9 protein-coding genes are annotated in these 12707 nt (G+C 65.0%); 5 read left to right on the top strand and 4 right to left on the bottom strand.

Annotation, left to right across the window (positions count from 1 at the left end):
* Positions 1-102 precede the first annotated feature (102 nt).
* Positions 103-1110: a hypothetical protein gene (locus E8A74_RS31805; protein ID WP_170229529.1), complete on the bottom strand. Its 1008-nt coding sequence runs from the start codon at positions 1108-1110 to the stop codon at positions 103-105.
* Positions 1111-1271: 161 nt separating this feature from the next.
* Between E8A74_RS31805 and E8A74_RS31800 the strand changes: the two genes are divergently transcribed.
* On the top strand, positions 1272-2726 hold the full coding sequence (locus E8A74_RS31800) for an FAD-binding protein (protein WP_136932872.1): 1455 nt from the start codon (positions 1272-1274) through the stop codon (positions 2724-2726).
* 7 nt (positions 2727-2733) lie between these two features.
* On the opposite strand, the gene E8A74_RS31795 is transcribed toward E8A74_RS31800, so the two are convergent.
* Positions 2734-3405 (bottom strand): hypothetical protein, encoded by a 672-nt coding sequence (locus tag E8A74_RS31795; RefSeq protein WP_136932871.1) that lies wholly within the window; start codon positions 3403-3405, stop codon positions 2734-2736.
* Positions 3406-3977: 572 nt separating this feature from the next.
* Between E8A74_RS31795 and E8A74_RS31790 the strand changes: the two genes are divergently transcribed.
* Complete coding sequence (locus E8A74_RS31790; RefSeq protein WP_170229528.1) at positions 3978-7217, top strand: hypothetical protein; 3240 nt, start codon at positions 3978-3980, stop codon at positions 7215-7217.
* Between the two features lie 141 nt (positions 7218-7358).
* On the opposite strand, the gene E8A74_RS52945 is transcribed toward E8A74_RS31790, so the two are convergent.
* Complete coding sequence (locus E8A74_RS52945) at positions 7359-7847, bottom strand: hypothetical protein (RefSeq protein WP_170229527.1); 489 nt, start codon at positions 7845-7847, stop codon at positions 7359-7361.
* Positions 7848-8150: 303 nt separating this feature from the next.
* Between E8A74_RS52945 and E8A74_RS52940 the strand changes: the two genes are divergently transcribed.
* On the top strand, positions 8151-9806 hold the full coding sequence (locus E8A74_RS52940) for a hypothetical protein (RefSeq protein ID WP_170229526.1): 1656 nt from the start codon (positions 8151-8153) through the stop codon (positions 9804-9806).
* A 261-nt stretch (positions 9807-10067) separates the two neighbouring features.
* On the top strand, positions 10068-10805 hold the full coding sequence (locus E8A74_RS31780; RefSeq protein WP_136932868.1) for a hypothetical protein: 738 nt from the start codon (positions 10068-10070) through the stop codon (positions 10803-10805).
* Between the two features lie 34 nt (positions 10806-10839).
* Here the strand turns inward: E8A74_RS31780 and E8A74_RS31775 are convergent, their stop codons facing one another.
* The gene (locus tag E8A74_RS31775; RefSeq protein ID WP_136932867.1) at positions 10840-11718 is read right to left on the bottom strand and encodes a hypothetical protein; all 879 of its coding nucleotides are present in this window, start codon (positions 11716-11718) and stop codon (positions 10840-10842) included.
* Between the two features lie 114 nt (positions 11719-11832).
* Here E8A74_RS31775 and E8A74_RS31770 point away from each other — a divergent pair, with 114 nt between their 5' ends.
* Positions 11833-12696 carry a coiled-coil domain-containing protein gene (locus E8A74_RS31770; RefSeq protein ID WP_136932866.1) on the top strand — a complete coding sequence of 288 codons (864 nt, stop codon included), beginning with the start codon at positions 11833-11835 and terminating at the stop codon, positions 12694-12696.
* Positions 12697-12707 lie beyond the last annotated feature (11 nt).

Genomic DNA, 12707 nt, shown 5'->3' with positions numbered 1-12707 from the left:
TCCGAAGCGAGGGTATCGTCCTGCGAGGCAGAAGAAGCCTTAAAGGACGTGCTTTTGCGGGTACGACCGCTCGCCTCCGGGGCGCGCAGCGCCTTTCATCCTTCAATGGTAAACTTCCAGAAGGAGGACGGGGGCCTCGTCGCCGGCAACGGTCCATTCGGACGCCAGGTAGGCCATGCCGTCGGGGAGATCATCGAGGTGAACCTCTTTCGTCAGGGCGAAGTGGATCTCGCCGTCCCGTTTCCAGAAATCGAATCTTTCGGCGGGTGGGATCCATCTCAGGTCGTGGCCGACATCGGCGACCACGAACCGAACGGGACCCCGGCGTAAGAGGTCGCGAATGGCGACGCGGTCAAGGGTACGGAGGCGCGTCGCGGCCAGCACGCCATCGTCCGTCCAGAGCTCCTCGACCGGGATTCGGGTCACGATTCTGCCTCGACGCATCGCCTGCTCCATTTCTGCCCCCAGGGCCTTCACTGCGCTGCCGGCCGCCACGATCCCGACGTCGGGATGAGCTTCACGATAAGCTTTGATGGCTTCCATCCTCTTGCCCTCCATCACGAGCGATCGGACGCGATTCTGTGGAGCTTGCGGCGGAACGGGCGCGCAGCCCTCCTGGTAGGCTGACGACGAGATCAAGGTGACGAAACGGGTTGCCAGGTGCACGAGGGCGGACGCGGGTCCTTGCTCGATTGCATTCCAATACGCGGCGGCGTCTTCGGCCACGATCACGCCATCGCTCGAGCTGGCCCCGTCCTTGGACGCCGGCCGTGGATTGCGCGGCTTTGGCACCGCCCCGCCGAGGAGCGAAAGCCAGCGTGCCTCTTCGGGCGACCCTCGGGGGACGAGCCGGCCATTCACGTAAAACTGCGTCGTGCCCTCCCGCTGGCTTTGAATGGACCAATCCAGGGAGAACTCGACCCGCGCGTCGTCTTGGTCCACGGCGTGAAGAACGAGAGAGCCGCCGTCCATCACCATGGCGCCATTCAGCAGCCGGAGCTCCGTCGGCCATCGTTCGGCCTCGCTGATCACGACATCCTCCCCCAACGTTGGAACGAACCCGATACCTACACGCAACCACAGCGTAAGTCCACCTCGGGCGAGCATCAAAAATAGCGACACACTCGACCCAAAGGACTATCCTCCCAGCGGATGCGAGACATTCACCCTCGTCCACGGCTCGAATGTCCCGATTGCGATCCGATCGGGCCAGGTCCACGCATGGCCCTGGCCCCACACCTGCACCCGGTGCCGAACAGGAGGAGCCTTTCATGCCCGATTCCCTTGCGCGCCGTCGTTTCCTGAAGACCGTCGTGGCCGCTGCGGCCATCGTCGCATTCGATCCCACCACGAAAGCCTGGGCCTCGCATCATGGGCCGGGAAAGGTGAAGATCCCCAAGCTCGACGGCGCGCTCCTCTTCGACGCAGCGACGCGAACCCAGGCCGCCGACGATTTTGGTCACATCATCAGCAAGACGCCGAGCGCCGTGCTCGTCCCGGGCTCGGTGGACGACATCGTCACCATCGTGAAGTTCGCCCGCAAGTTCGGGATCGCGGTCGCCGGCTCGCGGGGGCTCGGCGAGAGCCACAGCACGTACGGCCAGGCGCAGCTCGACGTGGGCGTGATCATCGACATGCGGGCGCTCGCGGAGATCCACGAAATCGACGCGCATGGCGTGCTCGTCGATGCGGGCGTGCGGTGGAGCGAGATTCTCGCCGTCACCGTGCCGCTCGGCAAGAGCCCGCCCACGCTCACCGATTACATCGAGCTCAGCGTGGGCGGCACGCTGTCGATGGGAGGGATCGGCGGTCAGGTGTCCCGGCACGGGCTTCAGGTCGACAACGTGCTCGAATTGGAGGTCGTCACCGGGGAAGGCAAGCGGGTCAAGTGCTCCCCCACGAAACGCGCGGACCTCTTCCACGCGGTGCGAAGCGGGCTCGGGCAGTTCGGGATCATCGTGCGGGCGCGGATCCGCCTCGTCGACGTCGCCCCGATGGCGCGCGTCTACACGGCCACCTACACGGACGCTGCCGTCTTCGCGGCGGATCAAATGGCGCTCGCGGACGACCAGCGCTTCGATTACCTCGAAGGAATGGCGGAGCTCCAGCCCGCGGCCCCCCCCATCTACAAGCTCGAAGCGACGAAATACTTCACGCCGGGCGCGCCGCCGAACGACAGCGCCATGCTCGCGGGGCTCTCCTTCGTCCCGGGCACGGTCGTCACGAGCGACGTCACGTATTTCGATTTCGCGAACCGCATCGCGGCCACCGTGGCGTTCTTGCAATCGGTCGGCGCCTGGGCATTGCCGCACCCGTGGATCGACGTCTTCGTGCCGGGCCCGGATGCGGCGGCGTTCGTCGAGGGCAGGCTCGCCGAGGAGGATGCTTCGACGATGGGCGGGGGTCCGATCCTCTTTTATGCCTTCCGGAGGGACAAGGTGACGACGCCCTTCCTCGCGTTGCCTGACAGCGAACACGTGTTTCTGTTCAGCCTGCTGCGCTTCGCCCCGCCGGTGCCTTCGGCCGTCGCGGCTCTCGTCGCGCAAAACCGCGCCCTCTACGACGAGCTCGTGCTGCTCGGAGGAAAGCGGTACCCGATCGGCTCGCTCGACGTCACGCAGGCCGACTGGCAGGACCACTTCGGCGACGCGTGGTGCGATTTCGTGGCTGCGAAGGACGAATACGATCCCGACTACGTGCTCACGCCGGGGCACGGGATTTTCTGAGGCGGCTTCACGCCGAACCACGACCGCGAGGCCACCATGGCTGAACGGCGTCGACGATGTCGTTCGCGGTCGACAGCGAACACCCGAGTTGTTCTCGAAGATACTTGATGGCAGCGATGCTCTTCTGCCCTTCGAGAATCGCCAACATGCCCTCCCGCACGGCCTGTGGCAGGCACGCCAGCGCTTCGCTCCGTCGTCGCTCGGCTTGCTCCACCAAATGTCGTTCGAGCTCTCGCGCTTCTTCTGGTGACCCGCGGGCTGGGAGGTCGGTCACGACGGCGGACAGTCCGTCGTGATGAATGAGGCCGATCGTTGGAACGGTGACTCCAATCAGCATGACGTCGAGACCAAGATCGACGTCGAGCTGAACACCATCCGCTTCCTCATATCGAACGTGAATCACCTGCAAATGAGCAGGAACCCCGAAATGACCGACGACATAGACGTCCCCGGCGATCGCCTTGATCAGCCGTTCGAGGTGCGAGACATCGTCGGGATCGAAGGCCGCCCACGCGAGCGTAGTGCCATACACCTGCAATGCTTCTGTCATCAAGTCGGGACGCACGAGAGCCCTCTCGTCGAGAATGGCTCGTGCCTCTGGCAGGAGGTCGCGCGCGCGGGCCAGCGCTTGAAAGAAATCGACCGTCCGGGAAGGGGGCACTGCCATGGAGACGCTCATCGTAAATCCTGACGGCCCAACCGCGCCACGCAGGAAGGTGCAGTCCCGCACCCAGCCGAAGGCAAGGCCCCTCATCAACCCCGTACCTCTCCCTCCGCACCTACACGCAACGACAACGTAAGTTCACCCGGATCCCTCGACGACGAGACCCCGGAGGAGATCGGACCTCGTCGGGTGCCTGGTCGACGAGGCCCCGGGGAGGTCCGATCTGGGCGGGGGTCTCGCGGACGAGGCAACCGGCGAGGTCCGATCTGGAGCCGGGTCTCGCGGACGAGGCACCCGACGAAGTCCGATCTGGAGCCGGGTCTCGCGGACGAGGCACCGGCGAGGTCCGATCTGGGCGGGGGGCTCGCCGGCGATGGATCGCGTCCGAAAAGGCGCCTTGTTCGCGAGGTGCAGGAAGTGCGCTGCGGAGATGTGAGCGGGAGCGACCAGCGAAGCTGGGATAGCTTGGTCGGGTTGATCATTGACCAGGCTTGGGCTTGGCGCTTACTGTGCGCTGGATGATGTCTCCAGAGAACATCGACGCGCTCGAACCTCGTCCTGAAGCCCGACCGCTTACCTGGAAGGATATGACGACGGAGCAGCAGGATGCGACCAAGCGGGTTGGCAAGCTCGTCCGGGTTCTCGCGGAGCAGCCCTTGCCGCCTCAGAAAGGCGACGCGCACGTCGATGTCTTTTTGCCGCTCATTGACGAGAAACGTCTCAATCACGTCATTTTGCTGGATGGCGGGCGAGGCTCGGGGAAGACGGCGTTGCTTGTCACGCACATGCATGTGTGGAGCTTTGGTGTTCGGCGCGAGGCAGAACGAGGTGACAAGCCGGCAGAGCCGGACAAAGAGCTTCAGAACGCGCTCGAGCCGCTTGGCCAGGTCGTCCCAGTGGGGTTGCTCGATTTGCAGCCGTTGCCGCGCGCTACCAACTTGCTTTTATATCTGGTGACGCGATTCAAGCGAATCGTGCAGGTGATCGAGAGCGCGACGGGCCAAGGGGGTTCACGGACGCCTTGGCATGGAGCGGAGCCGGAGGGCTCGAAGAGCGCGACGGAATGGCGGCGGTTCTTGCAGGCCGCGGCGGCGGGCTGGGATGGATCGCTGAAGGGGCGGCGAGCACACGCGGATCCGGAGACGTATGCTGTGGAGCTCGAGCAGGCCGAGGAGCAGCGGCTCGATGTGGTCTCGTGCTTTCGGCGCTTCATGGATGCGCTCGTCGAGGAGTACCGGCAGACGCGCTGGCATCGAGGCGGGCCGCCGCTCTTCGTGATGGGCATCGACGATGCGGATATGAACGTGCCGAAGGCGGCGGAGCTCGTGGATGTCGTGCGTACGCTCTGGCATCCGCGCGTGGCGTTCTTGTTGACAGGAGATACGGAATTGTTCCGGGCCGCCCTCCACGTACAGGTGGAAAAAGAGCTAGCGGTCTCAGGGAAGGGGGCCGTCTCTTCGGCGGAGCCCCTGGTTCGCTCATTACCGCGCAACATCTATGACAAGGTGGTGCCGCCGCTGCATCGCCTGGAACTCAAGGCTCTACGATCCGATGAGCGCTATACGTTGCTCGACCGATGGTTCTCCGCGAAGACGAAGCCGGAGGAGCAGAGGCGCATTTCGCGGGCACGGGAGCTCTTCGCGCAATATGCGACGCTGAAGGTGGCGTTGCCCGAGCGGCTCCGGCCTTTGCAGGATTTCGCGCTTTGGGTTCCCGGGATCGACATCCGAGGCAAGGGGGTCGAGGAGGGCGTCGTCGAAGCGCGGGTGCTGCACTATCTTTGGAAGTATGGGCTTGATGTCGCCTGGCCAGCGTTAGCACTCGAGGATTGGGTGACGGAGGACGATGAGCGTCGGGTCGTCGTTCGTATCAATTCTGAGAACAAGTTCCGTTTCTCGACGACACTGCGTTCGTTCGGCGCATCGGGCGAGACGCGCGTGGAGGTGGCCGACCAATGGCACCTGGGGGTCTATGATTCCAAAGGGGCGGCCCTGCCCGAGGCTCTTGCGGCATGCCTGCTTCCTTTGCTCGATTATGGGCGGGATTCCAGGAATCGTCACGTACGCTCGCTCGTCGCGCCCTCAATCGAGACGAACGAATTCGCCGTCGTCATGGCGCGCATGGGGGAGGAATTTTCCTGGATCTCGTGGCCCACGCCCGTATGGCCGAGGTTTGCGGATTATATTGCTTTTAGCAAGCGCTGGTCGAAACGGCTGGAGACGCTCGCGAAGACGAAACAGGAAACCGTCGGGGACCTCGCGAGAGCTTATCTCGACGCGGTACTCGGGGGTGAACCTAAAGAGGACGATGACCCGTGGCGTAGCCGCGCGGAACGGTTGCAAGCAATATGGGACAACCGGGACGCCGATCCTGCCCTGAAGACATGGGCGAGCCTGGACGCACCGCTGCTCGCCGCGCCTGAATCGGGCCTTGATGCAGAGAATGCCAATGCATGGTTGGAGGCATTGTTCGCGCTGTTTTCAGAGGACGAGTGGAAGCTGGTTCGCGTGCAACTGATGGAGCGGCGTCGGGCGCGGATACTGGCGGCACGGGGTGGAGTGCTTCCCTGGGGAGATGTTGACCAGTTCGATCTGGACGCGGAGGCTAAGAACCAGCTCGTGCAAGATCTTCGCGAAATTCGGGCGAAATCGCCAAACCATACGTGGCACGCATTGATCGAGCGCGATCCTGATACGACGTTCCGTGCGCTCCTGAGGCGGATGGATAGAATCTCAGTGCCCGGTGATCGGTCGGCCGGAACGCTGACGTCCTACCTGACGCCGACACGCATAGCGGAGCTGCGAAGTGCTCCGGTCGACATGCTCGAGCGAATGCACAACGCGCTCGAAGCCTTGGCCAGGCAGCAAGGGGCTGCGGGCGACATCGCGATCGAGAGGCTCTGGCGAATCGCGACGAGGGATGCGCCTGCTGCGTTGCAAGAGGCGGTTCTCTATCGCGGGCGGCTGGAGCTCGATATCAACAAGGCGTTCAAGGAGCTGGGTCGTCCTGCCCTCCAGCGGGTGTCGACGGGAAACTTGCGCTTGGATTCGGGCAGCACGGACAAGATGGCACTTGGGCTCTCGCGCGGGGAGCTCGCATGGTCGAAGGACAAAAAAACCGCCCCGTACCTCCATGCCCTCTTTCGCATGGTTTGGGACATCGAGAGCGATCTGAGCAAGCGCGACCTAGCGCCGCTGCCCGCCTTCTGGCCGCTCGCGGGCGGCGTCTATTCTGATATCGAGCGATACCCATGGCCCGCTGCCGTGTGGCCGAGGTTCCTCGATTGGGAACGACTGCTACACGCGTGGAATGAAAAGGTCGTACCGGCCATCGATAAGCTCGCCGATGAAGCAGCAGAGGCCGGTAGCAGCAGGGAGGTCTTCGGCGACTCGGCCGCGTACTGGTACGTCACGACGATCGAACATTTTAGCGGACACAGATGCGATCTTGGGCACATCAATTTTGCCATTGCTTCGGAAGTGACGCAATGGGAGAATAGTCTCAAATACTGCTTCAGCCAAAGACGCTCCCAACCCAACCCGCCGAACGCTCACCGCCGTGCGTTCTACGATTTTCTCGATCACATCGGCCTACTCGCGGCCCCCGAGTCCGGCTTGAGCCAACCCGTCGCAGCGATCATCTTGCAGACGATCCCCGACCTCACGCAGCGTCGCGAAGAGCTCGCCAAGCTGCGCCGGGAACGACTGACATACCTCAACGTCCCCGCACCGCGTCGCGACGCTTTTCTTCAGACGATTGACGAAGGGTTCCCCACGCATCCGTGGATAACCGCCATCGAGGAGCCCCTCCGAAACAAGACGCCCTGAGCCATGCCGGGTCCCGTCGATGTCGCCTACCTCCGCGCCGCCTGCGAGGCCTTCCCTTTGGCCTCCGAGGCATCCCATCGCCAGCTCCTCCTCTCCCTCGGAAAAAACGACGAGCACCTGCTCGATGCTCCGACCCAAAAGCTAGCAGATGCCCTGAAAGACTGGATCCGCCCCCGCTCGCGCGGCCATTCCCTCGAATCCCTCCGGCAAATCCGTGACCTCGCCTGGTTCGACGAGACCCCCGGGCCCGTCGACATGGCCGACTACCTCCTCCGCCTCGCCAAGCGTTCTTTGACGCAACGTGGAGGCCACATCGCCCTGCGCACGAGCCCCACCATCGAGGAGCCGCTCGCGCATTTCCGCTGGCTCTCCCTGCTCCTGCCCCCAGATCTCCTCGTCGCCGCGTGCTCGGTCGACATGCGGACCGACCCGGCCGTCGATTACGCGGATCTCTTGACCCCGCACCTCGCGAGCCGACTCGAAAAGGACGTCGCCGAGACCCATTTGCACGTAGGCGCGGCCTCTTCGTTTCAGCTCCTCTGGATCGGATTGATGAGCCGCCTGCCCTATCATCCGCTCGATACCGAAAAGCTCGGCCGCGGCGGTACCCCACCCTTCGGCTCGCCCCATTCCTTCCACAGGATGCTCCAGGCTGCCGCCATGACACGCCTCTTTCTTGCTGGCTTCTTGTGGCGTCGTGATCGCATCGGACGCGTGTCGTCGTTCCAGAGCTTCATCGACGATCCCGAAGGTCCGCTCCGGAGGTGCATCGCCCCGCTCGCTGCCTGGCCCGCGGGCGAAGACGATTTCGTGCGTGTGTGCGTCCTGGCCCTTCGCATGGTGGTCTTCGGCGGAGACGCGCCGCCGGCTGCACTCCTCGCCTCAGCGCATCGCCGCCTCCTCGGTCCGAAGGCCCCACGCTCGGCCAAGACGATGGCCGACGTGCTCGAAGCCGATCCGCTCACGGAATGGCTCGGTGGAAGTCATGACGTGGCCACGACCGAGACGCGCTTGTCACGGCGCGGCCTGGCATACCTGCTCCACGAGGGGCGGAAAGACAGGCCCTTCGCGCGCGCCTTCTGGCAATACCAGCGAATACGCGCGCTCACCTTCCGCCACCTCTCCGTCGAACCGGGCACCGCGGGGCTCGGCTGGTTTCAGCAGCACTACGAGCGTATCTCGCCACTACGCTCCTGCATCGACGGAGCCGGCTTCGATGTGGCCGTTCACAGCGCACGTCGAGGCGTTGGTCTCGCCGCCATTGAAATGCGCACATCTCCTGAGCGCTCGTGGGCAAAGGTGCGTGACCTCGTCCGCGAAGCATGCGTCCCCTCCGTGGACGACAAGGCCCGTCCCGAAGTAGGCCTTGTGCTGCATTTCCTGAAGAAAGACTCTCGAAAGCACGCCGGGAAGAAAAGGCTCAACGCCGACCCTCGCCAGCGTGGCCACGGGTGTCGCTTCGGTGCATTCTCGTTCGGGTGCATGGAAGAGGCTGCCGCCATAGCTGTAGCGCTCACCCATCAACCAGAGCTGTTGCTCGTCTTGCGCGGCATTGACGTCGCATCGGATGAGCTGTCTGTGCCGACGTGGGCATTCGTCCTTCCCTTCGAGAGAGTCAGACGAGCGGCGCATCGAGCCGGCGCGAGGCTCGCGCGCACGCATCCGCACTGGAAGGTCAAACCGCTGGGCGCCACGTATCACGCGGGGGAGGATTTTCGTCGCCTCGCCGAGGGCCTTCGTCGAATGCATGAGCTCCTGGAATTCGGCCTCCTCGAAGCAGGTGATCGCATCGGCCATGGGCTCGCCGCGGGCGTCGACCCCGAGCGCTGGGCCCGGGAGCATCCGGTGACCGTGCAGCCCGTCGAGGAGCGGCTCCTCGATCTCTTGTGGGAGCTCGACTGGTACAAGTCGGGCGAACTGCCCGCGGACGCTGGCCGCGTCGAACAGGTGCGCGCCGAGGCGCTCGACTTGACCAAGCGCATGTTCGGAGCTTGCCAGGACCTCGACCATCTCGGGCTCGCACGCCGCAGCCTCCACGAGAGCGCAGTCTTGCGGCGCCTCGGCTATCCATTTGTGCATGGACGCGTCCCGGAAGATGACATCGAAAAGCTCGTGCATCGATACCTGACGGACGCGCCGATGTTCGCACGCGGGCAGGATCTCGTCGAGGTTCGGATGAGCGATGGTGAACTGCGAATGCTCCGGCTCGTGGGCCACAGGCTGCGAGTCGAGATCGCTCGCCGAGAGATGACCATCGAGGCCAATCCGACGAGCAACCTCCTGATCAACGACATGGGGAGCGTCGATTCACATCCGGCATTTCGATTTCAGCCCATCCCAGGCGGATCGCGCCACGACGAACAGCCAGTTCAGCTCTCCATCAACACCGATGACCCCATCAGCTTCGCGACGTCCTTGGGGGACGAATACGCCTATCTCTATGGCGCCTTATTGAGTGGCAAAGTCGGCGCTCATCATGCGTTGCAATGGCTTGCGGCGCGACGCGATGATGGGTTTCGATCTCGGTTCACGCTCCCCGCGAGCAGCGATCTCAAAGCTGTGCACGAACTCTCGCCGTCTCGGAGGTGACCCCCGCTTCGCGCGGCCCCTCGGCTGGCTGAATCACACACCCGTGAACCACCAGGGGCCCCGAGCGCGCCCAGGAGCACGACCGCCGCCCTCCGCTGCTTCGTCCCCTTCCGCATTCGCCCGCATTCGTGTCTTACCTTACGCGCCCCCCCCCCGACCCGTCAAGTTCTTGCTTCCCCACCCTGCCATTGACGTTCCCTGCCCCCCCGTTCGTCTCAATCCTCGCCGTCAACTTACAAGGCAGGCATACCCATGCGGAACATGACCCTCGATGACCTACGACTCTCGCTCCGTGATCTCCTGGATACCCGCGTCGACGAATTGCGCCTTTCGAACACCGGCAAGCTCTACGAGCCACGCCTCCGCAAGAGGCAAAAAGAAATCGAGGCCATCCCCGATCCCGCACTGAAGCAAGCGCCCCTCGCCGCCGAGCTCGCATCCACGGACGAGCGCCACGACGGGTTTGGCACCGCCATTCATTACGTCTGCCTCGCCGTCGAGGCGCACCCCACGCTCGCGCCGTCCAAGAAAGACGCCGCCAAGCGCATTCGCGAGACCTTCGTCCCTCAGCTCGCCGTCCTCCGCCGTCCTTACGCGGACGAGGCCGCCGCGGCGCTCGATGCGCGAAAAGAACTCGACGGCCTCGCTTCCGACCTGCTCACCATCGCCACACCCGGTGGCGGCCATCTCCTCGCGTGGGTCCACGACTTCGTCGCCGCGGGCGACGCCATCGATTCGCTCCTCCGCGAACGCGCGAGGCTTCTCGCGGGTAGCGAGAATGCGGCCAGCACCGGCCCGCTTCGCGCCTCGACCCTCGGCCTCCTCGGCCGCTTTCGCGACGCGCTCCGCGACGAGCTGGAAGAGGAAGGCTCTCCCCTGTCCGCCCGCCACGAGGCCTCGATCTTCTCCTACATCGACAAGCTGAGCGCCGATCGCGCGCGCGCCGCGTCGCAAAGCCCGGCCCCGTCCGAGGACGCGCCCCTCCCCGCCCAGCCTTGACAACCCCCCCGGATCGGATCTAGGCGCCGGCCCCTCAACCCTTCGTCGGCTTCGGGGACTTCGCCGCAGGCTTCGCCGGCGCCTTCGCCGCAGGCTTCGCGGGCTCGTCTTCTTCGTCGCCCTCGTCCCCTTCGTCCTCGTCCCCTTCGTCCTCGTCCTCTTCGTCGTCCTCGTCCTCGGCGTCCTCGGCGAACCGCGCCGCGCGCGTCTCCTCGTCCTCCCCGAAGAGCGACGGCCCGCCCTCCGCGCCGTGCTCCGCGACGAACAGGTCGGCGATCTCCAGCAGCGCCGCGATCTTCTCCTCGCGCACCGGCCCGTAGATCGTCAGCGCCAGGGCCTTGTCCTCCACGCGCACCCACACCTCGCCCGACTCGCACAGAAGCTCGCGCAGCGGGCGCGTCAGCCACTTGCCGATCGCCTTCGCCAGCGACGTCGATCCCTCGACGAGGTACACATCCATGAACTCCGGGTGCTTGCGGAACTGGATGCCCGTGTTCGGCGCGGGTTTGCCGTCGACGAAGGGCAGCGGACGCGCGGTGAACGCAGGGCCCGCCTCCTCCATCGCCACGACCACCGTCTGGTGATCGCTGCTGCCCGCGACGTCTCCCAGGACGAACCGCGCGTAGGCCACCTTCGGCACGAGCTCGTAATCGCCGAGCAGCTTCCCGCCGCCCGCGAGCTCCGCCACCCGCCCGAGCGGGGTCGCGAGGCCCGCGATGCGCTTCGGGCGCGTGTCCTTGGCTTTCTTCTTTTTCGTGCCCGCCGCCTTCGCCCGGGCCTTGCCCCCGGCCCGCCGCGCGCCGAACGCGTCACGCCACGCTTCGATTGCCGAAAGTGCTCGCTTGTCGACCTGCCCCGTGAGCACGAAAATGAGCCCCGCGGCGATCGGCGCGACGATCCACAGCCACCACATGGCGGCGGAGCCTAGTCCGTCTTCGGGAATTTTCCCACAGGATCGAGGCGCCCCGATCCCATCCGGGGGAGATGAAACGAAGCGCCGTTTCCGTTACCGTAGTCCCCAAGCTCGATGCCGCAGTCCTCGCTCTACTGGCTCACCATCATCGCCCTCGGCCTCTGCGTGATGCTCTCGCTGCTCCGGCGACAAACCGCCGCGCGCCTGAAGACCGCGCAGCGCCAGCTCCTCGACGAACGCAAAGAGCGCGAACGCGCGACGAGCGAGCTCGTCCACCTGAAGTCCCAGCGCGCCGCCGCCGAGAAGGAGGCCGAGGCCGCGAAGAAGGAAGCCGAGCTCGCGAAGAAGGAGGCCGCCGACGCGCAAAAAGAAGCCGAGGTGGCCGCGGAGGCGAAGCGGAAGCTCGAAGCGATCGAGGCCGACGTGGCGCGACTCGCAGAGGAGCGGAACGCGGCGCAAAAGGCGCAGGAAGAGGCGAACCGCGCGCTCGACGCGAAGGCCATCGAGAACGACGTCGCGCAGAAGACCATCGCCGAGCTCGCCCGCGCCGCCGAGGAAGGTCGCAGCGCAGCGGCCTCCAGCGAGCTGAGGCTCAGCGAGCTCGCGAAGGCCGAAACCGCCGCGCGCGCCGACGCAACGGCCGCCGCGAAGAAGGTCGCCGATGTGGAGCGGCAGAAGAAGGCCGCCGACGAGGGGGCCGCCGCCGCGAAGAAACAACTCGCGGAGATCGAGGCGAAGCTGCGCGAGCGCGAGGCGGCGGCCAAGGAAGCCCAGGCAAAGGCCACGGCCCTCGAAGCCGAGCTTGGAAAAGCCCGCGAAGATGCGGCGAAGACGCCCCCGCCCGCGCCGGCCGCTGCGACGAACAGCGGTGGGGATTTCCTCGCGGCGCTCGACGCCGATCCCTACCTGAACCGCGGTCACAAGGAGACGATCCGCATGACCTACAACCAGTTCACCGCGAAGAAACGATCTTCATGAACCACGTGGTA

This window comes from Polyangium fumosum (assembly GCF_005144585.1).
GTDB classification, from domain to species: domain Bacteria; phylum Myxococcota_A; class Polyangia; order Polyangiales; family Polyangiaceae; genus Polyangium; species Polyangium fumosum.
This window is presented reverse-complemented; position numbering and strand designations above follow the sequence as displayed.